Annotated in this window: 16 protein-coding genes and 1 pseudogene; 6 read left to right on the top strand and 11 right to left on the bottom strand. The window is 57.6% G+C overall.

The annotated features are described in order from the left end of the window. Positions 1 to 336: 336 nt before the first annotated feature. Complete coding sequence (locus tag CAF87_RS13010; RefSeq protein WP_085731759.1) at positions 337 to 1398, bottom strand: YncE family protein; 1062 nt, start codon at positions 1396 to 1398, stop codon at positions 337 to 339. A 294-nt stretch (positions 1399 to 1692) separates the two neighbouring features. Between CAF87_RS13010 and CAF87_RS13005 the strand changes: the two genes are divergently transcribed. The 3 genes from CAF87_RS13005 to CAF87_RS12995 all read left to right on the top strand — a co-directional run bounded on the left by CAF87_RS13005 (position 1693) and on the right by CAF87_RS12995 (position 5271). Next, positions 1693 to 2847 (top strand): MBL fold metallo-hydrolase, encoded by a 1155-nt coding sequence (locus tag CAF87_RS13005; RefSeq protein ID WP_139831723.1) that lies wholly within the window; start codon positions 1693 to 1695, stop codon positions 2845 to 2847. After that, complete coding sequence (locus CAF87_RS13000) at positions 2844 to 3593, top strand: class I SAM-dependent methyltransferase (protein ID WP_085731757.1); 750 nt, start codon at positions 2844 to 2846, stop codon at positions 3591 to 3593. Before CAF87_RS13005 ends, CAF87_RS13000 begins: the two co-directional genes overlap by 4 nt. 280 nt (positions 3594 to 3873) lie before the next feature. Continuing rightward, the gene (locus CAF87_RS12995; protein ID WP_085731756.1) at positions 3874 to 5271 is read left to right on the top strand and encodes a hypothetical protein; all 1398 of its coding nucleotides are present in this window, start codon (positions 3874 to 3876) and stop codon (positions 5269 to 5271) included. Positions 5272 to 5408: 137 nt separating this feature from the next. On the opposite strand, the gene CAF87_RS12990 is transcribed toward CAF87_RS12995, so the two are convergent. After that, complete coding sequence (locus tag CAF87_RS12990) at positions 5409 to 7268, bottom strand: ABC transporter ATP-binding protein (RefSeq protein WP_085731755.1); 1860 nt, start codon at positions 7266 to 7268, stop codon at positions 5409 to 5411. Positions 7269 to 7565: 297 nt separating this feature from the next. Here CAF87_RS12990 and CAF87_RS12985 point away from each other — a divergent pair, with 297 nt between their 5' ends. Further along, a complete protein-coding gene (locus CAF87_RS12985) occupies positions 7566 to 8006 on the top strand; it encodes a hypothetical protein (protein ID WP_085731754.1) in 441 nt (146 codons plus the stop codon). Between the two features lie 221 nt (positions 8007 to 8227). Here the strand turns inward: CAF87_RS12985 and CAF87_RS12980 are convergent, their stop codons facing one another. The 9 genes from CAF87_RS12980 to CAF87_RS12940 form a co-directional block, all read right to left on the bottom strand. Next, the gene (locus CAF87_RS12980; RefSeq protein ID WP_085731753.1) at positions 8228 to 10708 is read right to left on the bottom strand and encodes a fimbria/pilus outer membrane usher protein; all 2481 of its coding nucleotides are present in this window, start codon (positions 10706 to 10708) and stop codon (positions 8228 to 8230) included. Between the two features lie 85 nt (positions 10709 to 10793). Beyond that, complete coding sequence (locus CAF87_RS12975) at positions 10794 to 11543, bottom strand: molecular chaperone (protein ID WP_085731752.1); 750 nt, start codon at positions 11541 to 11543, stop codon at positions 10794 to 10796. Positions 11544 to 11615: 72 nt separating this feature from the next. Continuing rightward, positions 11616 to 12209, bottom strand: coding sequence for a fimbrial protein (locus CAF87_RS12970; RefSeq protein WP_085731751.1), 594 nt, complete (start codon positions 12207 to 12209; stop codon positions 11616 to 11618). Between the two features lie 111 nt (positions 12210 to 12320). Next, the gene (locus CAF87_RS12965) at positions 12321 to 12968 is read right to left on the bottom strand and encodes a response regulator (RefSeq protein ID WP_085731750.1); all 648 of its coding nucleotides are present in this window, start codon (positions 12966 to 12968) and stop codon (positions 12321 to 12323) included. 21 nt (positions 12969 to 12989) lie between these two features. Next, entirely contained in the window at positions 12990 to 16157 is a 3168-nt protein-coding gene (locus tag CAF87_RS12960) for a hybrid sensor histidine kinase/response regulator (protein WP_085731749.1), read from the bottom strand. Positions 16158 to 16243: 86 nt separating this feature from the next. Continuing rightward, on the bottom strand, positions 16244 to 17431 hold the full coding sequence (locus CAF87_RS12955; protein ID WP_085731748.1) for an EAL domain-containing protein: 1188 nt from the start codon (positions 17429 to 17431) through the stop codon (positions 16244 to 16246). After that, complete coding sequence (locus CAF87_RS12950) at positions 17418 to 20231, bottom strand: ATP-binding protein (protein WP_085731747.1); 2814 nt, start codon at positions 20229 to 20231, stop codon at positions 17418 to 17420. Before CAF87_RS12950 ends, CAF87_RS12955 begins: the two co-directional genes overlap by 14 nt. A 244-nt stretch (positions 20232 to 20475) precedes the next feature. Continuing rightward, positions 20476 to 21378 carry a fimbrial protein gene (locus CAF87_RS29490; protein WP_256576009.1) on the bottom strand — a complete coding sequence of 301 codons (903 nt, stop codon included), beginning with the start codon at positions 21376 to 21378 and terminating at the stop codon, positions 20476 to 20478. Between the two features lie 880 nt (positions 21379 to 22258). Further along, the gene (locus tag CAF87_RS12940; protein ID WP_085731746.1) at positions 22259 to 23017 is read right to left on the bottom strand and encodes a sulfite exporter TauE/SafE family protein; all 759 of its coding nucleotides are present in this window, start codon (positions 23015 to 23017) and stop codon (positions 22259 to 22261) included. Positions 23018 to 23120: 103 nt separating this feature from the next. Between CAF87_RS12940 and CAF87_RS12935 the strand changes: the two genes are divergently transcribed. Both CAF87_RS12935 and CAF87_RS29005 read left to right on the top strand, forming a co-directional pair. Next, complete coding sequence (locus CAF87_RS12935) at positions 23121 to 24599, top strand: PLP-dependent aminotransferase family protein (protein ID WP_085731745.1); 1479 nt, start codon at positions 23121 to 23123, stop codon at positions 24597 to 24599. Between the two features lie 193 nt (positions 24600 to 24792). Beyond that, positions 24793 to 24937, top strand: a pseudogene (locus CAF87_RS29005) (IS30 family transposase); the annotation flags it as partial.

Here is a 24937-nt window from a genome sequence, read left to right as displayed (position 1 = left end):
GATGGTCGGCATTGGCCGCGAACGCGGTGATGCGGACGTCGAGGATTAATCTCGTCGAGAAGCGCGCAGGCGTGTTTGATTAAAATCAACTGAGAGAAAAACGCTTTCGGCTGAGCGCGCAGGCACACAGGGCACCTGCGCGTCATGATCAGGCGGTTGCCGCAAGGGCTTTCCGAGCATGTCGATGCGGCAACCGGGGGCCGCATCGTTTACGGTGAGGCGCATGTCATGCAGGCGCGCGACCGCCGAAACCATGCTCAAGCCCAACCCGTTGCCTGGCGTATGGCGGCTGGGTTCGGTGCGGTACAGCCGGTGCAACACCGCGCTTCCTGACGCTTACTGCGACTTGAAGGTCAGGACCGTAAAAGTGTCGGGGTGAAACACCGGGTCGGGTTTGGGTTGTTCCCGGCTCGACGCGGGTTGGGTGAAGTCGGCAGTGAACAGATAGGCCTGACCGCGTTGGGCGTCCAGCACCATGTTGTGCGCCCATGGCCGGGTTCCGACGCTGCCGCGCAATTGGTATTGTCCTTGGTCGTCGCGCTGGACAATCGCAAGGCTGGCGTCGGCGCCGCTGGGCACCAGCAGCTGGTCTTTCACCCGATCGTAAGCCAGCGCATTCACGGCGCGGCCGATGGGCAGGGTCCTCAAGGCCTTGCCCGTTTTCAGGTCGGCGACCACCAGAATCGGGTCAGCGCCACGGCAGGCCACGAACAGGCGTTGACGCGGTTCGTCCACGGCCAGTGCGCTGGGTTTGCTGCAACCCTTGAATGCCCAGAATTGCTGCTGTTCAAGCTTCGCCCCTGAGAGCACGGCGACTTTATCCTCGTCGCGCATGGGGACGATGAAGTGGCCGTTTTCAAGGATCACGGGGCCGTCAAGTTTTTGCGCAGGCAGATCCACTGCATCGGTCAGGCGATTGGTTTTCGCATCGATCAGATACAGCGTCGAATGATCGCCGCGTCGGCCGCTGGTGACGGTCAGCCGGTCGCGGCTGGCGTCGTAGACCAGGTTGTTGAGGTTGCCTGAGTCGAGCTTGAGTCGTTGCAGCACTTGCAGCCGATCCAGCGCCACGATCCCCAGCGTTCCATCCATGTTGGCGACATACGCGCGGTTGCGTTGCGGCACGAAGGCGACGGCATTGGCGCCGGCGGAGTTGTCGAGGGTCTTCAGCAGTTTCTGTTGGTCGACGTCGAACACCGACAGGCCGTTTTCGCGGCGGGCGACGAACAGATGCGGACCCTTGGGTTCCAGTGCCGCGAAGCCCCAACTGTAACCGTCGCCTGGCAATACCGTTGAAGCGTCGAGGGTGTATAGCAACGGCTCCTTCGCTTGAACATGGGGGCCGGTCAGGCCAAGCGCCAAGCCTGCAAGTGCGAGCCACGTTTTTGAAAACAACATCAAAGGCCTCAGAATTTTTCTTGAATGGACGGGTGTGGAATCGCGTTCGGCGGCCGATACAGGACCAGAGTACCTTGCTGATCTGCACGCTGCGACGGCCGCATTGCTACTTTTCGTACTGAGCCCAGGTGTGTTATTTTTTTGAGCAGGTGATTGAAAATGTATGCAAAGTGGTGTAGCGGCTGCGTTTAGTGGTGGTTTGTCAGTAAACTGGCAGTGGGTTATTTTTTTTGAGGTGGTTGTTCTTTTGCTTAACTCACGATTTGATTAATTAATATATGAAGGGTTAGGCAGTTGGATATAGAGTTCGTCAATCACGCCTCATTGCTTCTGGAAGAGAAGGGCAGTTATTTTCTTACTGATCCCTGGTACGTTTCTCCAGCGTTTGGCGGGTGGATTCAAAACCCGTCACCCAGAACAGCAATGATTGAGAAGCTGCTTTCTCTTTCGGTCGATAAACTTAATGTCATCATTTCGCATGGTCATGACGATCATCTGGATGAGTTTTTCATTCAGCAGCATCTGGCAGACGCCACGTTCTTTGTTCCGAAGTTCAAGACGAATGGGCTGTCCAAACGTATTGAGCGCCTTACCGGTCGTTATCCGGTTGAGCTGACAGAAGAGGCGCATTACGTCGACGGAGTGGAGCTGAGATGCTTCATCAATCCGGATTTCACGGAATACGATTCGATTGTGACTATCGTGTCTGAAACCGATGCGGTCATTCATGCCAACGATAACTGGCACGAGTATCCGGTTGCGCTCACCGATGCGCTCAATGAGTGTTTGAGTACGGTCCCGGTTGAACGTCGTTACTTTTTTATCCAGTTCGGAATCGCTGACAGTTTTCCGGTCAACTACCCGTCCTTTGACAAGCAAAGTGCGGACGAGATGATCGAGTCTCGATTCAAGTCCTATCAGGCCGCAACCACGGCTAACCTCAAACATCTGGGGCTCGATAAGGGTTTCTATTACGCGAATCAATCGCTGTATCAATACCCGGCCTCTTGGGATAGAGGTTCTCTCTACGATCTTGCGCAAGACTTTTTGCGCCGAAATCCAGGGCCGTTCACCCAGTGTGTGTCCGGAATCGACATAAAAACGGGTCAGCTCCACGAGTCCCCAGGTGAAGAGCTCTTTGATTTGCTGCTTGAGCAGCTCGAGCGTTTTCTGAACAAGGCAGTGGGCGGTCCTGTTCCCGTGAGATTGCTCACGGCGTCGGATGAATACGAGAGCGGTACTGTCGGCTACGAGGCTTCGCGGCATGTCTGGTCAAGGATATTGAACGCCGAGCTGACGCTGGAGGCGATTATCATCGGAGGCATGGGGCTCGTGCACAGGCCGGATCAAAATATATCCAGCATCCACGCCAGGGTTTCCAAACTGGCCTACCTGATTCAAAGCAAACTCATTTCGAACGGTCTTAACTTTTTGATGGAAAGTAAATGAAAACTCAAGACGGTCAGCTGTTTTTCACCCCTCCCAGCCAAGCGGATGCCTACAAGGAGCTGCGGGATATTCATGGCGAGATTCATACAATCGCAGGGGAATACTGGAACTGGCCTTCGGTTGCTACTCTGTCTAGGCCTTCCCTGGCGCGAATCTTGAACCTTAACTTCCTGTACGACGAGATGCTCCCTGTCGCGGGATCTATCTGCGAGTTTGGCGTTCATTACGGCAGCAGTCTGGCAACGTTGCTGAATCTTCGGGCTATCAAGGAACCCTACAATTACTCGCGGCATATCTTTGGCTTCGACACCTTCAGTGGTTTTGCCGAAGTTGACGAGAAAGATGGTGCACAAGTAAAAGCGGGCGATTTTCATGTAGACGATGGCTATGAGAATTTGCTGGAGCGGCTTCTCCAGGCTCAAGAGTCGTTAAGCCCGAATAATCACCTGAAGAAGTTCACTCTGATCAAGGGCGATGCTTCAGAGACTTCGAAACGATGGCTTGAAGACAATCCTCACTCGCTCATCTCGATGGCCATTTTCGATATGGACGTCTATAAGCCGACGAAGGATGTGCTGGAAGCGATCAAGCCACGACTGTCAAAAGGTTCGATTCTGGTATTTGACGAGCTGAACTGCCCTCACTTCCCGGGCGAAACACAAGCGCTGCTTGAAGTGTTTGACATGAACACTATTCAGGTCCTGCGTTCGCCGTTCCTGCCTTACGTATCGTACTTTCGCTTGTGATTTGCAGTGATGCGCTGTCTGAATGGTCTGAGTCATTCAGCGTATCTGCTTTGCTTCAGAGGCCGGTCAATCGGTCTTTGAGGCAAGGGTTGCCCATCAGCACGCGGACTCATCAAGACGCTTGTGCGAGCTTTAATACGATTGTCAAAACGCAGGTTGCAGCCATGGTTTTTACACCTAACCTGAACATGGGCATCTGTGTGTACTCCGCCAGTTTCAAATCTGCATGACTTCAATGCCCATGAGTGGATAGCTGCATCCATAGGCAAGGAGTCTGAAAATGAACATCCCTCGCGCGCTCTGCGCAACTATCGTTTTGAGTTTGACCGCTTGTTCGTCCACCCCTCTTATCTACAATGCCAGCGATAACTCTCCAGGCACTATAAAACCGTTACAGAAACTGCTCCCTGACAACACCCCTGTGAGGCTGTTTTTTGTTCATGGTGTAGGAGATCACTGTCCGGGTTACGCCCTGGGTCCTGACGGCTGGTTGAATGAAAAAAACGCTGCTGCGATGGGATTGAAACCCGTACCCGGCGGAATCAAATCTGATGAATTCATCAATGTGAACGTCTTTATGGGGGGAGAAGAAGACCCACACTCAGGGGTGAACGTCCTCAAAAGAAATTACTCTCTGACTCTGCCTGACAGGGACCGCGCAGTGAGCGTAGAGGCGATTGAAATTACCTGGTCACCCCTGACCCGATGGCTGAAAAGCAATCAGCTTGGATATGACTCGCCGTCTGTTTTCGCAAATAAAAAACGCGAGCCATGCATTGAGTTCCCCGACCCGAAAATTCCTGCAACGGTACAGGCGCCACCAAGGCTTTTGCTCGATAAAACAATCAAGGAGCAGGTTTTTGACCGGAACTTGTCCGATGCCATTCTCTATACCGGAACCTATGGGCAGACCATGGTGCGGGGGCTTGCAGAGGGGATTTGCCATGCCATCACGCCTACGGACAAGGATAAAAAATGTGTATGGCCCTCTGCGCAGGAAAGTGAAAAAACACCGCACAAGAATTTATTCGTGACCCACAGTCTGGGCAGTCGCATGACTTACGACATGTTCCTCGACCTAATGGACCGGACAAAAGACAGTGAGACCAACCCTTTTCGCTACAGCGAACGCAGCAGCGCTCAGGGATTCATCGAAAACATGATCACGAATACGCCTGCCTTCTACATGATGGCGAATCAGCTTTCGTTGCTGGGTTTGGCCAAAGTTCCGCCACTAGCCCGCTCCAGTGATAGCGTTGCACATCCTTTTTTTCGGCAGTTATTTCCTGTAAGTGACTTTGATGCTCTCTCGTTTCAGTCGCAAGAAAACGCAGGACCGGTTGCGTACGGAAATGTTCTTTCGGAACTCGCAGATTTAAAATCAACCGTAGAAACGAAGACCGGAAAACAAACCGATGGCCTTCAGATAGTCTCTTTCAATGACACAAATGACCTGCTCACCTGGCATATCCCGAGTTGGTACGCTAACGCTGAGGCTACGCCGGGAGGGCGGCCGCGGATCGATGTGACAGACGTATTTGTGCGGAATGCACCCAAGCTCCTGATAATGGAGAGCCCCCTGAACGCGCACGTTGACTACTTTAAAAACCCGGACGTCAGGGATCTCATCCGTTGCGGCGCTGCCAATGGCGAAGTCCTGAAGTGCCCGGGGCGTTGACCTGGTTGTAATATCCAGAAAGCCCGGATACGACAAAGCCCTGATTATTCAGGGCTTTGTCGTTTCGATGGGGGCAAAAAATCTGTCCCTATTTCACAAAATTTCAGCGCTCGGCAGGGAAAGGGGCCCGGTACGGTTCATGCCCGGTCCATCGCCTCATCCAGCCCTTGATCTTCACCGAGAAAACCGCCGCTTTGATGCTGCCAGAGCCGCGCGTAGGTGCCGTTTCGTTCCAGCAGCTCGGCGTGGGTGCCTTGTTCGATGATGCGGCCCTCGTCCATGACGATCAGCCGGTCCATTGCGGCAATCGTCGACAACCGATGCGCAATGGCGATGACGGTCTTGCCTTGCATCATTTCATCCAGACTTTCCTGGATCGCGACTTCCACTTCGGAATCCAGTGCACTGGTGGCCTCGTCGAGCAGCAGGATCGGCGCGTTCTTGAGCATCACCCGGGCGATGGCGATGCGTTGCCGCTGACCGCCCGAAAGCTTGATGCCGCGTTCGCCCACCAGCGTGTCGTAACCGGTGTGACCCTGGCGGTCGCTCAGTTGGCTGATGAAGCCGTCGGCCTGGGCGTTGATCGCGGCGCGGTGAATTTGCGCATCGGTAGCGTCCGGGCGTCCGTAGGCAATGTTGTCGCGGATCGAACGGTGCAGCAGCGACGTATCCTGAGTGACCATGCCGATGGCGCTGCGCAGACTGTCCTGTGTCACCTGCGCGATGTTCTGGCCATCGATGCGAATCGTACCGCTGTCGACATCGTAGAAGCGCAGCAGCAGGTTGATCAGCGTGGATTTGCCGGCGCCGGAGCGGCCCACCAGACCGATTTTTTCCCCGGCGCGGATGTGCAGGCTCAAGCCGTCGAGCACCTGACGTTCACCGTTGTAGTTGAAGTGCACGTTGTCGAAGGTCACGGCGCCGCCGGAAGGCACCAACACGCCGGCGTCGGGCGCGTCTTGCACCTTGGGGCCGCGGGTGAGGGTGGCCATGCCGTCCTGCACGGTGCCGATGTTTTCGAACAGCGAGGTCATCTGCCACATGATCCAGTGGGACATGCCGTTGATCCGCAATGCCATGGCGGTGATCGCGGCCACCGCGCCCGCACCGACCTGACCCTGATGCCAGAGCCACAAGGCATAGCCGCCGGCACCCAGGATCAGCCCGACGACCAGGGCCTGATTGACGATTTCGAACTGGCTGACCAGACGCATCTGGCGAAAACCGGTGAGCTTGAAGTCCTCCATCGCCGCACGGGCGAAGTGCGCTTCACGGTTGGAATGCGAGAACAGTTTGACGGTGGTGATGTTGGTGTAAGCGTCGGAAATACGCCCCGTCATCGACGAGCGCGCATGGGCCTGTTCCTGCCCGACCTGTCCAAGGCGTGGCACGAAATACAGCATCGCCAGCCCGAAGAGGGCGACCCAGGCAATGAATGGCAGCATCAGTTTCAGGGCAAATCCACCGGCCAAAGCGATGATTGCAATGAAGTAAACGCCGATACCCGGAGCGATTTCGATGATCGTGAACAGGACTTCGCGTACGGCCAGCGCGGTCTGCATCACTTTGGTCGTGACGCGACCGGAGAACTCGTCGGAAAAGAACGAAAGGCTTTGCCGCAGCATCAAGCGATGGAAGTCCCAGCGCAGGCGCAGCGGCAGGTTGATCGCCAGAATCTGGTGCTGGACCATCGTGCGCAACGCTACCAGGCCGATGCTGGTGAGCAGGACGATGGCGATGCCCCACAGCACACGGCTTTCCTGACTGCTCACGGCGCCGCCGGCCTGCCAGTTCGAGAGCAGGTCCACCACTTGCCCGAGAAACGAAAACAGCCAGGCTTCGTAGATCGAAACACTGGCACTGAGCAGCGCCAGCGCAAGCACGTAGCCACGGGCACCCCGGGTGCAGGCCCACAGAAAACGCATCAGGCCAACCGGCGGTGGCGGCGCCTCGTCGGGCGGGAAAGGATCGAGCCTGCGTTCAAACACGCGAAGCATAAGGGCCTCCGAAATGATCAGGTTCTGGGGAGTATGCCATCTTCGTCGCTGGCCCCGGATAGGAGGACAGCGATCGCTCGGCCATCGTTGACCATTGGTCAGTTCTCAATACTATCCAGCAGGGAAAAGACTATTTTTTATCCGGGTCAGCGAAGTGACAGCAGCCCTTGGGAAACGGTCACTTTAGCTGAGGCCGGTGACGCAGCTTTCAGGATGGATCTTGAAAGGCGCGGGGCATCGTTCATCCGATGCGTAACGGAGCCCCCCGTGCCTTTTTACTTGTTAGGGAGAACGCAGATGGATAGCAATCGAGTACTCGACACCTCAGACAAAACGGCGCTCGTCGAAGCCGAGGTGTATCGCTGGTACAACCTGTTTTTCCCGTGGTCACGCGGCATGTCTTCACAATCGGAAGGCGCCATTAAGCCTTTGTACGATGCGCTGGCGGACGATTTTCGTGTGGTGCTCACGGATGGCCAGATCATGGAACGGGCGGACTACTGGGAGCGACTATGGGGCCTGCATGGCAAGCGTGCCGGAAGCCCCGAATCGCATATCACCAATCTCTCGATCACGCCGCTACCCGGTGGCTTTTTCCTGACGGTGTTCGATCTGGTCAAGGACGGGATCACCAAGAAAAAAGTCGATTCGGCGCTCATGCGTCTTGATGAGAAATCCCCTTCGGGTATTTCGTGGATTTACGTCCATGAAAGCGAGCATGAGAGGGCGGCCGCGTAAGTTTTCCGGTTTCAGTTCTGTGCGCCGGTCGCGGTGCACGACTAACCCGCGCGTTTCCGCCTGTTGGTCTTCATCAATGGTCTGGAGCCCTTGAAATCAAGGAGCAGGAGTTCATTTGCGGAAACGGATTTTGCCGGTATTTGGGTTTCTGGGTGAGCTGCGCTAAGTTCGGAGCTGTAATCGAGATCCTATCCTTGCTGCAAATGTCATCAAAAAACTGATTACCTGATACAGGAAAGGGAGACCTTTTCATAATTCAAAGCCTTATTACGTTCTGGCAATAAGTAAGACGCCTCGCACCGCTGGCCTTGCCAACTGATGACCAGAGTGCCGGCGTCGGCTTCCACCAGCGCCAGTGCCTTGCCGCCCGGATCGGAGATCGCCAATTGTTTGCCGGCGCTGTCCTCGAGCGATGCGCCAAACGGGATCGGTCGGTGCTGCGCGTCGAACAAGGCGAACTGCACCCGCCGCCCGGTCTTGCTGGCATAACGTGCGAGCACGACCGCGCCGCGGCGTGGCACTACTTGCCGGGTCGCATTGTCGATCTCGATATCGCCGCCGAGGTCACGGGTGTCGAGGTTGATCCAGTTCACCCGATAAGGCTGCGCGTTGGGTACCACGGCGAAGCCGTTGCTGCCGGTTTTTGCCCCGGAGAAGCTGCCGATTTTTACCCCTTCCACACCTTCGACTTGCGCCAGCGCAAACGTCTCGCCCACGGTTTGTCCCAGATTGATGCCGCCGGCATGGCCGACGATCGAACCTGCCACATTCAGATTCTGCGAGTTGTAGCCGCGTCCCTGACTGTAACCGGCGCCGATGTCCATCACCAAGGTACGGGTGCTGAGGTTGACCGAACCTGAGCTGCCACCGATGCTGCTGTTGCCGCCCTGCACCGAGTAGTACGTATCGCTGTCCTCTGACAGATAGCCATTGATGCCCATCTGAGTGGTGTCGTTGTGGTTCTGCGCGCTGGCCGAGACAAACGCACGAGTGGCACGGGGTTTCGAGCCTAGCGGGAACGACACGGACAGGTTGACCAGAGTGTCATTGCTTGAAAGCCCATAGTTTCCGATATCCTTGGAATAGGTGGTGCCGAGGTTGTAACTGACATTCCCCCAATAGTTGCTGTAACCCGCCGACAAACTTTGTGAACCGCCGCGTCCCCAGTAACGCTGGTCGCTGGCATTTATATAGACACTGCCAAATTCCTGGTTGCGCCCCAGGCTCTGGTTGACGGTCAGGTCGGTGCGGGTTTTGGAGTTGCCGGTGTGTGATTGTCCCGCGCTGTTCAGTTCCTCGACGTGCTCGGTGAGGGTGCGGTAGCCCTCGGTCGAGTAGCGGTAGGCGGCGAGGGTGAAGTTGGTGTCGGTGTCGGTGAACGTCTTGGCGTACAGGGCGCGCAAGCTGTTACCGGTAACCGTCTGATCGAACGTGCGGCTGCTTGAGTGAGTCAAGTCCAGCGAAACCGCACCGATGGCGGTGTTGCGACCTGCGCCCACGGACAACGCCTTGAAGTTTTCTGTCGCCTGCACGCCGACGATCCCCGACAGGTTGCTACTGATGCCATACGCCAGCGTGCTGCTGAGAAACTGCGGTGACTGCTGATCATCGCTGTTGCTGTTGTAGCGGCCGGCAGAGACGCTGTACTTCAGTTGGCCCTGACGCACCATGATGGGCAGGCTGGAGAACGCCTGCACGCTTACCCGGCGCCGGCCATCGGCTTCGATGATCGTTACCTCCAGGTCGCCGTTGGATCCGCTGGGGTAGATGTCGCTGATCTCGAACGGCCCCGGCGGCACGTTGGCGGTGTAGAGGATGTAGTTGTTCTGGCGAATTTCCACGCTGGCGCTGGACTGTGCAATGCCGCGAATCACGGGTGCATAACCGCGTTCGCTGTCGGCGCGCATGCCGTCATCGGACGCCAGTTTCAGGCCTCGATAGCGCACGCTGTCGAACAGGTCAGCGTCGGAGAAAATATCCCCGGCGCTGAACTGGCCCTTCAGGGCGGTCACGTCATGTTGCAGATAGGTTCGGTTGCTTTTGAAGGTGCTTGGGTTGCCGGTGGTGCTGTTGAAGTTCGACTCGTTACGCATGCGCCAGGCACCGAGGTTGATGCCGTTGCGCAAGCCAATGTTATTGCTCAGCGTGTTATCACCCTGAGTGCTGTTGCGGCTGCTGCTCACTTGATAGTTGATGAACGCGGCGGACACACCTGCGTCCCACAGGGCTGGATCGACATATCCACGCCGACCACGCTCCATGGCGCTTTGTGGAACACTGACCATCAGCTGCAGACGCGGCACGTCGTAACGCACGCTGGCGTGATCGATCAACGCGGGCAGATCGAGGCAAGCGTTCGGATCATCGCCGAGCAGTTTGTCAGCGGTCTGCAGTTTTCCGACGTCCACCCCCAGTTGCCGGACCATCTCCAGGGTCAGGCAAGCCTCGATCTTGCCCGTGCCCGGGTGGCGCCGAAAGTCGATATCGCGACGGCCAACCAGTGTCTTGTTACCGTACAGGTCGACCCGGTAAACCCCGGGCAATACCCGACTGGTAGCGAGCAGCGCTTGTACGTCGACAGAAGACGACGCACCTTGCAGAAACGAGGTATTGAATTGTTCTTCGCCATCGGCCAGGCAGGCGGAACTGAACACCAGAGCAACCGAAAATGGCGCCCATCCGTCGCGCTTGAGTAAAAACATGCGGGAACCCTATATCACCTCCGATACGAACTAACGGAGCGAAGAGAAATACAGTAAAAGTGCGGCTGTAACAGCGGCACTCAAGTTATGGCGTCTCTTTATTCAAACTGGCCTGGGTGTCGGCATTGTTGGATAGTTGCGCGGCATAACGGTCTTGCGCGCCATAGTCATTAATGCTGCTGAATGACAGGCGTGCTGTATTGGCGTTGTGAAGTGTTTTGAGGCTGAACTCTTTCTGTTCACCGGGAGCGATCATCATCGAATCAAAAGGGTGTTCGCTGACTGCGCTGGATTGCAGGGTGATATCGGCAATCGATACGTGATACAGACTTGGGTTGTTCACCAGCAGAACATGTTTGCCGGCGTGTTCGGCCAGGCGCCAGGTCAATTCGCTCGGTGCCAGGTAGGCATTGTTTTTCAGTCCCGCCGGGCGAAAGAACACCTTGATGCGTTGGCGCACGGCGAGCTGCAAGGTGTTTTGGGTTTTTGAGGCCTGGGGGATCTCCTGCACGTTGAGCCACACCACCGACTCACGGTCGGTCGGCATGCCCGTACCTTCGTAGATCACCCGCAGGATCTGCTGCTCGTTGCCGCTGACGCGCACCAGTGGCGGCGTAACGGCAAACGGTACCGCAGCGGTTTCGCTGGCGTCGGTATCGATCCACGACTGGATCAACACATCTTCACCGCTGTTACGCACGGTGATCCCGGCTTCCTTGTACTGGCCGTTGAAAATCAGGCGGGTGCTGCTCAATGAAATGCCGGCCATGGCCTGATCGACCATGAGCAGGCCCAGAAGGCCTGCGCAAAGAGACAATGAATGACGATAAAACATTAGGGTTACCGCGTAATTGAATGAAGGTGCAGGGCCGAGCGGCCCCGCACCAGGCTTGAGTGTCCGCGCGGGTTATTCGTATTGCAGCGTGAACGGCAGGGTGGCATCGCCGCGACCGGCAACGGCGGTTGCCACATCGGCGGTGGTGACGTAGACGGCCGAGAATTTCAGCGTGGTGTTGCTGTCCTGCAGGGTGTTTTCGATCTTCGCGGTGGACGGCGAGCTCAGGTCGATCAGCGCACCGTTGGAATCGAGCAAGGCGATACCGATGTTCTTGGCCGCGCCCAGGCCGTCGATCAGCTTCAGTACTTTAGTCCCGGCAACAATGCCCGAACCTGCACCCTTGGTCGGTTCGAAGATCATCGCGACCTTGGTCCCGGCGTTGCAGTTGATCTTCATGTCGAAGTTCTCGGCGCTCAGGGGGCCGTTGCCTTTAGGTGCAGTGGCGGTGCCCATGTCCTTGATCGACACTTCGCCCATGGCGACCGAAATGGTCTTGTTGTTTCCGGCGCCTTCAACGGAGCAGGCATCGTTGTTGATGGTGCCGGTGAAGTTGATGGTGCCGCTGCCGGCCTTGGTTGGCGTAACCGGTGGTTCGGCAGAGAAGGCGTTGCCGCTAGCGGCGACGATTGAAAGGGCGAGAAGTGCGCGAGTCAGCGTTTTCATGTTGTTTTCCAATGGTTGGGGTTAAAACAACAACACGATAAAGCGCACAGTTTCTGATGCACATCAGACGATTCCTAGAAGTGATCAGGTTGAACTTTTGCTCCTGTTTGATTAGTTGAACAAGTTGCGTTCTATACAATAGGTCAGCAAGTCCTGATCACTGCTGACTTCCAGTTTTCGCATGGCTGATATCTTCTGAGTGCTGATGGTCTTGGCACTTCTGTTCAACCCGCGGGCAATTTCATTGACACCCAGCCCCGAGACAAATAAACGCAATATTTCGTGTTCCTTGGGCGACAGTCGGGTAAAGCGCTCATCGAGGTCGGCATTGTCAACGATCACCGAGGTCGGCGGCGGCCCGTAGTTGCGCACGGGATTGCCCCGGGCGATGGCCTTCAGTGCGGTTTCGATTTCGTTGTGCAGCTGGTTTTTTTGAATGATCGCCAGCACCCCCAATTCCTGCAGGCGAGTCAGGATCAACGGGTTGGAAATCATCGTCAGTACCAGCACGCGGAGGCCGGGGAAGTGCCGCGTCAGGTACTCCACCAATTTCAGGCCGTCACCATAGGGCGAGTCGCCGGGCATGTTGAAATCGGTGATAACCAGATCCACCTGGCGGGTTTGCAGCAGATTGATTAGCTCGTTGGAGCAAACCGCCTCGCCCACCACGCGAAAGCGACTGTCCCGTTCAACCAGCTCACGTACCCCGACCAGAACGATGGGATGGTCATCGGCAATGACAACGTTGAGGGTTTCCATGGTTATTCATCCAGAGTGAAATTATTCAAGGGTATCCAGTAAATCGCTCAATCGAGCCAGGTTCTGGCGGACTTCCAGGTCCAGGGCGCGGGTCACGGCCATGCCGTTCAAACGGCATTCCAGCTCGACAAATGTTGTGGCCATGGCTTCGATCTGCACAGCACCCAGCGCGCCGGCCATGCTGTGCAGTTGCTGCGCCACTCGATTGGCGTCAGTGCTGTCGAGTGCCGTCAACGTGGTGTGTATGTCTTGGCGCAGGGTAGTTACAAACAGTTCGCGCATTTTCGGTGACAGCTGAATCGGCGCGGCGTTGGTGGCCGGCAGGACGATCTTGCAGTGTTTTTCCAGGTGGGCGCGCAAGGTGACAAGGTTCAGTGGCTTGACCATCCACGCGTTCATGCCGACGGCGGCGCAACGTTCGCCTTCTTCGCGCAGGGCGTTGGCGGTGATGCCGATAATCGGCACGGTTTGATCCCGCAGGCGTAACGCCGCCGCCAGTTGGTAACCGTTCATGAACGGCATGTTGACATCCGTCAGCACCAGATCGAAGCGTCCCGGTGACCACTGTGCCAGTGCCTGTTCGCCATGGGCCGCGACGACTACCGTGCAGCCCAGCACCTCCAGTTGCTCCTTGATGATTGCCGAGTTGATCACGTTGTCTTCTGCTACCAGCACGCGCAGATTCAAGCGCCGGGCCTTTTCCATCGGCAACGGCTGGCTGGTGCTGCTGGCGCCGTACAGCGTCTGATGAATCGCCCAGGCAATTGTCCGGACATCGTCGGCGTCGACTTCCCGGTCGGCACCGCGTACCTGCGACGGGTTGGGACCGCCTGCGGTGGCAATGATCCGTGGTCCGGACCACGGCGAGGTGTTCGCCAGTGGCGAGAGTTCCACCAGCAGCGCCGAGGACGCGGGGACGTCGGCTGTCAGCGCACGGCAGTCGAGACCGAAACGGTTGAGCCAGGCGATCAGGTGCTGTGCCTGCTCAGTGACCTGGGCGCGCACATAAATGGTCTGGGGGCCGGAATTGAATGCAGGGCAATCGGCCAATGCGCCGGGTGCGGGCTCATGTGCCAGTTGGAGGGTAAAGCTGCTGCCCAGCCCCGGTTCGCTGACCACGCTCAGATGGCCCGCCATCAACTCGCACAGCCATTTGCAGATGGCCAGACCGAGACCGGCACCGGCCTGTTCGGTTGCGTCGTTGACCTGATAGAAAGGGTCGAATAATTGCTGTTGCTGCGCCTGGGAAATCCCTACCCCCGAATCGCTGACCTGCCACTGCACGTTGGCGCGGCCGTCGACACTTTCCAGCACCCGTACCCGCAGCACCACACGACCGTTTTCGGTGAACTTGATCGCATTGCTCAGCAGGTTGTTGAGGATCTGACGAATCCGTATCGGGTCACCGCGTAGCCGATCCGGCAGCGTCGCGTCGATGCAGGCATACAATTGCAGGCCCTTGGAACGGGCGAACGCGCTGTAGGTGCGCACCGTGTCTTCGGTCAGTTCCAGCGGGCAGAAATCCTGTAGTTCGAGGGTCATCTGTCCGGATTCGATTTTTGAAACGTCCAGCACATCGCTGATCAACTGGAACAACGTAGCGGACGAGCGCTGAATGGTCTGCAGGTAATCCTGCTGGCGCGGGGCGAGGGCGGTCAGACCGAGCAGTTCCAGAGTGCCCAGCACCCCGTATAGAGGGGTTCGAATCTCATGGCTCATCGTCGCGAGGAAGCGACTTTTGGCCTCGTTCGCCGAGTCGGCCGCGTGGCGTGCATCTTCCTGCGCCGCTGCGTCTTCGACATGTCGGGTCACGTCATGCAGCGCACACAGCCAGGCGTCCTGACCTTGATAGCGGGTGGGCACGAAGGCGACGTGCAGATGGCGCCCGTTGAGTTCGAGATCGGCGTGGCCGGGGTCGGTGCGCGAGTTGAGCAAGCTCATCAACTGGCCGTTGTCACGCCACTGTTGGGCGCGCTGGTTTTGCAGAAGCACGTGGTGATCGCTGCGACGGATCACGCACAGGCCGATCGGTGCCGTGTCGATCACCGCCCGGCTGAACGCCTCGCTTTCGGCGATGCTGGCGTGTGCGCTTTGTGCGGGCAGGATGACCTGGGTCTGGTACCAGCGATTGATCGCCCTGCTGCATCCGAGCACCGCCACTACCAGAGCTATCAGGCCCAGCAACGGCCACAGCGCGTAATCGAGGAAGCTCTGCACGCTGATGACGTAGATCGCGGTCCAGTGTTGCTCGCCGGGGCTGCTCAGTTTGAATACCAGGCCGTCGCGGTTGAAATTCACCCCCTCATCCAGCACCTGGCCCGGCTTCAATGCACCGGTCAATACCACGCCACGTGGTGTGATCAAGGTGAAGTCGTCGTATATCGACCACTGCATCAGCCGCTCGATGTTGTTGACCTGGCCCAGACTCAGCAGCGAACCCAGGATCACCCAGGTATCGGCGCCCTCGATATCAAGTGCGGTCCTGGCCAGGTTGATGTTCACGTAGGCCAGCAGGGACGGTGCGCTCTTGTCTTGCTCGACGGAAGAATAGGGCTCCCAGTGCACTTCCAGATCGGGCTGCGACGGGTTCTTTCCGTGCAGGCGCATGCTGACCTGGGTCATCACCTTTGCCAGATGGCTGATCTGCGTTTGCCCGTTGCCACGCAACCGCCCGGAGGAGGGTACGGCCACATCGAAATTGCCGGGGCCATTGATCAGGATGACCTGAGGGGACTGATAATGTGACGCCGACCAGAACGCGCTGTAGTAGGCAGCCAGATAGGTGCCCAGTGCGAAGACTTTGGGGCGTTGATCGGCGGCAATCCGCTGCGGATCGATCTTCATGCTATAGGGCAGCGAAAACGGCAGGCTACGAACCTCATAGATGTCCGGTCCTTCTTCGGGCAGAGGCTTTTGTAAATAGGGAGGCAACGTGATCAAGGGCAGCCGCTCGCCCTTGGTGCTTTCCCGGGCGATGTCCTGCAGGAACACTTCCTGTTCGCGGACATTCTCCATTAACCGGGCAAAATGAAACTGCAGGGTTTCGCGCCGCTCTTCGATCATGCGCGTCACCCCCAGATAGCTGACGCCCATCAGCAGCAACACCAGGGCTCCGAGCACCAGCAGGCTCTTGTTCAGGCGCGATGAACTGCTGGCGAGCTTCTCCATCATGGCATTGGGATGTGGCATCAATTGGCCCGGGCAGCAGTGGTGGAAGAGTCTTTGCGCACAGTAACCTCGATAGCAAGTGACGTTCGTCAACATCGGCTGGCGGGTCAATACGCTTTCGCCGGCCCGTCATGGGTCAGCAATTGCTGGAACTGATCCGAAGACACGGCGTGGGAGATCAGGAAACCCTGAACCTGAGTGCAGTCGATTCTACGCAGCAGAGCAAGTTCTTGCGCGGTCTCGACACCTTCGGCCACCACCGTCAGGCCCAACTGCCGTCCGAGGCTGACAATGCTGGTCAGGGCCTGGGCCAGTTCCTCGTTGGCGTTGCAGCCTTGTACCAGCGTACGGTCGATCTTCAATTCGGTGAAGGGAGCCGACACCAGGTTCATGTACGAGCTGTAGCCCTTGCCGAAATCATCCTGGGACAAGTCGAAGCCTTTGATCCGCAAGCGGCAGGCCCCGGCGTAGAAGTTGCTGATGTCATCGGGCACTGAGCATTCCATCAACTCGAAGCAGATCCTTGCCGGCAATCCCTGATGGGCCAGCACGAATGCGAGGATGCGATCGGGCAAGTCATGGCTGTTGAGCAAGTGCGTAGGCAGGTTGATCGACACCGGAATGTCATAGCCTTGCTTGCGCCAAATGATCTGCGCGGCGATCGCTTGTTCCAGCACCCGCCACAGCAGATGTTCTTCGAGGCCGCAGGCGACCAGCGTCGGCAGGAACACCCCGGGCAACAGCGTGCCATGCTCGGGATGCATCCAGCGCACCAGTGCTTCGGCGGCGACGATCCGGCCATTGCTCAGGGCTTTCTTCGGTTGAAACCAGGCTTGCAGTTCGCCATTGTTCAGTGCCTGTAACAGACTCTGCCGGTCGATGCCTTCGCTCGGCTCTGCCGGCGGCGCCTGGCGCAGCGCCTGCAACTGATCGATCAGGCAGCGCAAGGCGGCCGGGGTCACCGGTTTGGAAATCAACCCGATGACTTTCACTTGCAGGTTGCTCGCGACCAGGCTCGCGCCCATCAGCATGCGCCGGGAAGCGGCGCTCATGATCGCCAGCGCCGGGCGTGAACGTTGCCTGGCGAGGCTCTGAATGAACTGCACGCCGTCCATGCCCGGCATCAGCAGGTCAGTGAGTACAAGATCGAAATCGCGTTGTTGCAGGCAGGCCAGTGCTGCTTCGCCGTCCTTGGCGCAAACCACGTCGAAGACGCCCAGCTCGTTGAGCAGGTTGCGCAAATACAGGTGCTGGAAGGAATGGTCTTCGACAATCAAAAGGCTACAGGGCTTCATGAGCAACTCGTTCGTAGGGAGCCAGGACAGCGAACAAGGCTCGCAGCGTAAAAGGTTTGACCAGGCAGTGATTCATCCCGGCGGCCAGACAAAGGGCGTCTTCACCGCGCATCGCGTTGGCGGTGGCGCCGATGATCGGGGTGGTGCAGCCCTGACGACGCAGGGCTTCGGCCAGTTCATAGCCATTGAGGCGGGGCATGTTGACGTCAGTGAGGACAATGTCGAACGCACCATCACGCCAGAGCGACAAGGCTTCTTCGCCATCGCAGGCCAGCGCCACTGTGCAGCCGAGCTCTTCGAGCTGATCGCGCAGGATCAACTGGTTGATGACGTTGTCCTCGGCCACCAGAATGTGCAGGTGTAATGGCCATAACGTATGGGGTTCTCGGTGCCGCGGATGCGGGACAACCGGACCGCCCTGAGCCAGGCGAACTGCACGCTGGATCGCCACCAGGTCGTTCAGATTGACCTTCCAGCCGTTGCCGCTGAATTGCGGTTCGTGGGCACCGTCGCTGCTGGCCAGCACGCGCGGCCCGCGCCATTCAGGGTTCGATGGTTGGCCGAGCGGTGCAGGATGCAGCTCCAATAGCACCGCCGTTGCGTCGAGTTCCGTGATTTCAGGTGCTCCGATTTGCGCGCGGGCGCCCCAGCGACGCAACCAGCCGCTGAGGCTCTCTGCCAGTTCGCGGATGGGCGACACCACGTAGACGCTGTCTGCGGCCAATGTCGGCAACGCGACAAGGGAGGCGCTGGAGGAGGGCTGCTCCAACGGAACGCTCAGGGCAAAACTGCTGCCCAGTCCCGGCTCGCTGACCATGCGCAGAGTGCCATTCATCAAGTGCGTCAGACGCTGGCAAATCGGCAGACCCAGGCCCGTACCGGCCACAACGTTGGTATTGCCTTCGGTTTGGTAGAACGGCTCGAAAATGAATGCCTGATCGTCATGGGCAATGCCTTTGCCGGTGTCCGAAACTTGCCATTGCAGGCACACCCGTTCGCCTTCGCGCCCCAGCAGTCTGACCCGCAGCACCACGCGCCCGGAATCGGTGAACTTGACCGCGTTGCTCAGCAGGTTGTTGAGGATCTGCCGCACGCGGCTGGCATCGCCGATCAGCCGGTCCGGCAGTTGCGGATCGAGGCAGGCATACAGCTGCAGGCCTTTGCTCTGTGCTGCCGCCGTGTAACCCTGGACCACTTCCTGAACCAGTGTCGCCGGGCAAAACTCGCTGAGTTCAAGCGTCAGTTGCCCGGCCTCGATCTTCGACACATCGAGTACGTCGCAGATCAACTGCAGCAACGTGGCGGACGAACCTTCGATCGCTTGCAGGTAACTTTTCTGCTGGCTGTCGAGTTGCGTCCGAGCGAGCAATTCCAGGGTGCCGAGAACGCCATAGAGCGGGGTGCGGATTTCGTGGCTCATGGTCGCGAGGAACAAGGTTTTGGCCTCGTTGGCCGTATCTGCCGACTGTCGCGCCTGCTCCAGCGCAGCTTCGATTTGTCGGCGCGCACTGATGTCGCTGAATGCACACAGCAACACGTCTTCACCGTTGTAGCGAGTCGGTGCGCAGCTCAAGTAAAGATGGCGGCCGTCGGCGGTCTCGAAGTAATCCGTCAGGAATGGCTCGGTCGCATCGAAGGCATCGCGAATCCAGCCGGCGCCCAGTTGCTCGCCACAGACGCCCAGCCATTGCCGGGCGAGGGTGTTTTCCAGCACGACCTGACCGTCGCTGCGGCGCAGCACGCATAGCGCCACCGGGGCAGTCTGGATCACGTCGCGGCTGAACAGCTCGCTTTCCACCAACGCCTGGATCCGGTGAATTGCCGGGTTGATCACGCGGTGTTCAAGGCGCCGTGTCAACAGACACACCAGGCTGATACCCAGCAGACAGAAGAGTAGGGCGCCGAGCATCTGCGGCCACAGCGCCCATAGCACCGCGAGCAAGTCGATGGAGTAGGTGAGTTGCCAATCCGATGATTTCAGCTGCTTGCGTAGTACCAGTTGCTCGGGCAGCCAGCCGTTCCCGACAAAACCAAAGAAGTCCTGTTGTCGCAGCAGCGGCAGGTTCTGCTCGGGCGGCGGTTTCTGGCTGTTGCTGAACAGCGGCATGCCTTGCGAATTGAACATGGTGAACTCGCCGGCACTGTGGTCGCTCAAGGCGCTGGAGACTTCGCGGTCGTCCATTTCCAGGCCGAGCCAGCCAGAGTTGATTTCGCGCTTGTCCAGGCGAATGAAGATGTACAACGGCGAGTGGCCGTTGGCGGCATGAGGCAGCCAGAGTTCTTTGACGTTGCCGCTGTTGTGGTGCTCGAGGGTTTGCAGCTGCTCGAGCATGGCCTCGGGGAAACGACCGATCACCGAGGTTGCGTTGTACAGGCGCAACACTTGGGGCCGGGGGCCGCTGCTGACGTAGACCAGGTTCAACTGCCGCGCCTTGAGGTAATCACGCATGCGTTGGGTCAGCCAGATGCTCCATTGCTGGCCCGGTGCTTGCCCGAGCAGCAGGCGGATCTCTTCCTCGGAGACCGGCAGATCCAGGTTGGCCATGCGCGTGGCTGACAGACTCAGACTTTCGAGCAGTGCTTCACGGGTAGTGAAAAACGTATGCGCTTCAGCAATCGCGCTACTCATGTAGCTGCGGCGCTGGGAGACTTCATTGTTGAAGGTAAATTGAAGGAAGCTGTATACGCCGCCGAGAATCCCCACTAGCAGCACGGTAGCAAAAATGCGCAGCAGACGACGCGCAGCATGGGGCGAGGACAGGATCGGGCTGATCTGATGGAGGTAGTTTTTTAATCTCATCCCGGCACTCTAGGGGCGGCCGGATGCCGGGAAAATCAGACGATCCTTATATTGGCAGGCCGTAGGTTGATTAGAGGTAGTCCAGGACGGAACCCATGCCGGATAACTCTGAATACAGGATCGCTACGGCGGATGCGCTGACTTTGCTCCTGCATAATCAGCAGGCCATCGGTGCATAGACAAAGTCACACAATGGCTTCAGAGCATGAATGGAAAGGCTGCCGTCCGATGCAGCGAGCGGCAGTCACAAGTAATTAACTATGAATGTTACTGATGCGTTGGCGGTGCCAGCTTCCAGTTTGGTGTCGGCCAGTCGATAGTAAGCGGCAGATAGCGGTATTTTGAAGTTGGTGCCTTTAGGGTCGAACTCACTGAATGCGTAAGTGGTGTCCAGGGCAAGAGGTTGTCCGGTCTCGTTCATCAGTTGCAAACCAACGCCTTTGGCTGTCGAGTCAAGGCTTAGCGCAACCAATCCTTTTTTTTGATCAAGTACCTGAGAAGTTGCCTTCAGGGAGTAGGTGACCGCTTTTATGCCGGCCTGGCATTCTTTGAGGTCGATATTGAACTTGATTGTTCGTGGCGTATCACCAGCATTGACGAAGTCCACGAGGCGATAGTCGTCGCCCATTTCTACTCGGACCGACGGTGTCTGGCACGATGCTGAATTCAGGGTAATTGGATTGAGCAAGTTGATCCTGACCAATTGAAGGTCCCCGTAGACGTGGGACCCCAGATAGCCTGCGGCGATGACGCTTTGGGATGAGAGTTCGCTCGACTTTATGATTTCAATGGCGTAGTTGCGGGCAGGGTCCGTGTATGTCCCGCTCAGCTTTCGATCGGCGTTCAGATACCCGTTTATATCATTCTTGACTTTGAGCGACAGCCCCGTTTTTCCCAAGGGGAAAACGCTGCCGGTCGAAACACTTCCCAGCTTTGGATCCAGCAAGAAAATAAACGGCGATTGGTCGCTGCACGTGAATCCCTGAGAGGGAGCCGTGACGGACTCTTCGTAAATCACGGTGCCGACGGGAGCGTCTGCGGAGATGCTCAGGTCGTTGAGCGGTAGCTTGATGTAGTTGGCGTCGAACGTCGCTCCTTGATTGAAATTACAATAGGCAAATGTATCGGGCGAGTGAGCAACAGCCACGAGGGTTCCGAAGAACAACAAAAATATCGATCGATTCCGTGTTTTGTGGGCCATGGGGTAGCGATTACGGGTAGCCATAGGAGCGGCATAAAATAGAGACCGCATTGAGCTACGAACATAGGACGTTTCTGAGTTTCATTGCTTATCCCACACGTTATATCTTCGGTGTCACATCTTCGCTGCCGTCCTTTGGGTTTACAGATTGATGGCATCAGGCCGAACAGGTGGGCCACGGTAGGGGGCGATGTTGTCCTGTGAAAGAACCATCATCATGTTTGCATCCCGCGCCTGGAGTCTACATCGCATGAGTGCTGGACAAACAGTGAACGGTGACGGTCTTGCGTGCCATGGTCGAGTAATACGCCGTGCGTGAATGCCTGAGCGGCCATGTGAAAGGTGGTCCCGCTTGAATCCTATCAGATACTTAGGGGGCGGTACGGAAGGGGGAGGGTTGCGGAAAAAAACTGAAAGGATACGGAAATGGCGCAACAAAAATCGCAAACCCCAGATACGGCAAAGCCCTGGGTAATCAAGGCTTTGTCATATCTAATATGGCGGAGGCGATGGGATTCGAACTCATGGAACTGTTACAGTCGACGGTTTAAGCCCATGACTAAAATTATGAATTTTAATGGATTATGGATCAAAGTATTGCGCTTTAATTGTGTGCAAACGTCACTCGGTACGGCCGCTAACGACTGTGGATTCAACTGGCCGATAACGGCCATTACCAGCCTCTCAGCAAGCAAATTTTTCATGAAGTGTCGCTGAGTCCGGGTGCCTCGATTCAGCAGTTTTTTGACAGATAAGCGGCGTGCTTGATGACCCGTGGTCTCCTCGGGTACATCGCGAGCATGCTCGCTCCTAAAGTTGTTTGTGTTCAGGCGAGATAACCCGAAACCCCATCCCACAGCAGTTTCCCGGCCGTCACCACCAGCAATCCATAACAGGCGCGATACATCTGGCGCTGATCCAGCCTTTCATGCAGCCGCCACCCCAGCCATACCCCGCTGGGCACCGCCAGCAGACAAATGCCCATGAGACTAAGCACACTCCCCGTCGGCTTGGCCAGCAGTAGCCAGGGCACGGCCTTCATCAGATTTCCCACTGTGAAAAACATGCTGGTGGTGCCGGCATAGAGTTGTTTGCTCAGGCCCAGCGGCAGCAGGTAAATCGCCAGAGGTGGGCCGCCGGAGTGTGCAACCATTGTCGTGATGCCCGAGGTAATGCCCGCTGCCACTGCCTTGGGCGACGAGCGCGGACGAACCCTGACTTCTCCGCCCCCCCTGAACCAGAGACCGACAAATACCAGCGTGATTGCCGCCATCATTATCGCGACCATCCGGTGGTCCACCACCCGAAAGAACAAGTAGCCGATGCCGACTCCCAGCACCAACCCGGGGATCAGCAGCTTCAGATCCGGCTTCGACCAGGTGGAGGGCTTCCAGTAACGCAGGCCAAACAGGTCCATGGCGATGAACAGCGGCGCGAGCAGGCCGCCCGCGGTGATGGGGTCCATCACCAGCGAGAGCAGCGGAATTCCGACGATGGCAAAACCACCGCCGAACGCACCCTTCATGAAACAGATCAGAAAGACTCCGGCGAAAGTCACAAGGATCGTGGTGAGTGTCAGGTCCAAAACGTAGGCTTCCTGTAACGGGGGATTTCATTCCCCAGAGCGGGGTATCCATAATGTCGACCACAACCTGCACCACAAAAAGTGCCAGTTTCGAGGTATTGCCATGGGCCAGTTTGCACGCCAGTCCGATGCATCCACACGCGGTGCTCAGCGCCGGATCTATGCCCGGCTGCGGGCGCAGATTGAGGACGGCACGCTTGCAGCGGGTAGCAGACTGCTGTCGACGCGGGCTTTGGCGGACGAGCTTGGGGTATCGCGAACCACCGTGACAGCGGCTTACGAACAACTGGCCGCCGAAGGTTTTGTGATCACCACCAAGGGTAAGGCCGCCCTCGTGGCCAACGTGATCTGTAAACCAGCGGGGCGAGCCAGGGAGAACCCGATACTCCCGCCGGTGCTGTCCGACTATGGCCAGCGCGTGGCGGCGATGAAGCCCTATGACATGGCCACGCCCAATGCCCGCATCGACTTCCGCTACGGCTCGGTGGCGACGAGGGATTTCCCGGCGCTGGGCTGGCAGCGCGCTTATCGTGCCGAACTGGTCAAACGCCAACCCAGCCTCTCCTACGGCCAACCCGAAGGGGAGTCACGCCTGCGCACTGCGTTGCAGAGCTATCTTCGCCGGGCGCGCGGTCTGTCCTGCGAGGCCGATCAGATTCTCGTGGTGCATGGCTCGCAGCAAGGGCTGGATCTGTGCGCACGGCTGCTGCTGAACCCGAACGATGCGTTCGTCTTTGAAGAACCTGGCTACCGTATGGCTCGCTACAGCTTTCAGGCCACGGGGGCGACAGCTTTACCCATCAACGTCGACTGTGCGGGAATGGTTACCGGTGCGTTGCCAGAGGATGATCGTGTGCGCTTGGCCTACGTAACGCCTTCGCACCAGTTCCCCATGGGCGCGGTGCTTCCCGTCGCGCGTCGCCTGCAACTGCTGGAGTGGGCGAGCCGCCGTCGCGCCTGGATTATCGAAGACGATTACGGCGGCGAGTTCCGTTACGGCCAACGTCCCATCGACGCGCTGCAATCGATGGATACCCAGGCGCGGGTCATTTATGTTGGAACCTTCTCCAAAGCACTGTCGCCGCAGCTCAGGCTGGGCTATCTGGTGCTTCCGAGGGAACTGGTCCACGTGTTTCGCGAAGCCAAGCGCCTGACGGATCGTCACTCACCGCGTTGGGAGCAGAACGTCCTCGCGTCGTTGATCGAAAATGGCACTTACGAGCGCCACGTTCGCCGCCTGCGCCGTGACAACGAGCAACGGCGAAAGGCGCTGCTGGAGGCTTTCGCACAGCATCTGGCGGGATACGGGGAACTGGGTGGCATGGCAGCGGGGTTGCATGGTGTGCTAATGCTGCCGAGACTTCGTGCTGAAGATGAGGCGAGAGTGCAAGCAATGGCACTTGAGCGCGGTGTAGGGGTATATCCGTTGTCCCCGCTGTATGCGCGTCCTACATTTCTGAAAATAGAGGGATCCGCAGGCCTGATACTGGGTTATGCGGGCCTATCGGCCAAAGAAATTCATGAGGGAATAGCCATTCTCGCGGAAGTGATTCGTTTCCTGACTCCTGCCGTCCCTCAATAATTGCTGGACGAAATGCCCATTCGAACCGAAAGCGTGTACCGATCACACAGCGAAAGACACTCCTGACTGCCAGCCCAATCGAAGTACTGCAATGGGTCGGTAGCCGCCATTGGCAAACGTCCGCTTTTGGCTGTGGATTCAACCGGTCGACGCAACACAACTAAATTCTGTGTAAGTAGAAGGAGTGTTGCAGATGAAGCAGAGACCGCGGATCTATTACACCGAAAGCCAGAAAAAGCTGATGTGGGATCACTGGCAGAAAGGCGACTCTCTCCAGCACATCGCCCAACTTTTTGATCGAAACCATTCATCGATACAGCGCATCTTGGCGGAAACAG

The organism is Pseudomonas sp. R38(2017) (assembly GCF_002112395.1).
Classification (GTDB): Bacteria; Pseudomonadota; Gammaproteobacteria; order Pseudomonadales; family Pseudomonadaceae; genus Aquipseudomonas.
Note: the sequence above shows the minus strand (reverse complement) of the source record. Positions and strands in the feature narration are given on the sequence as shown.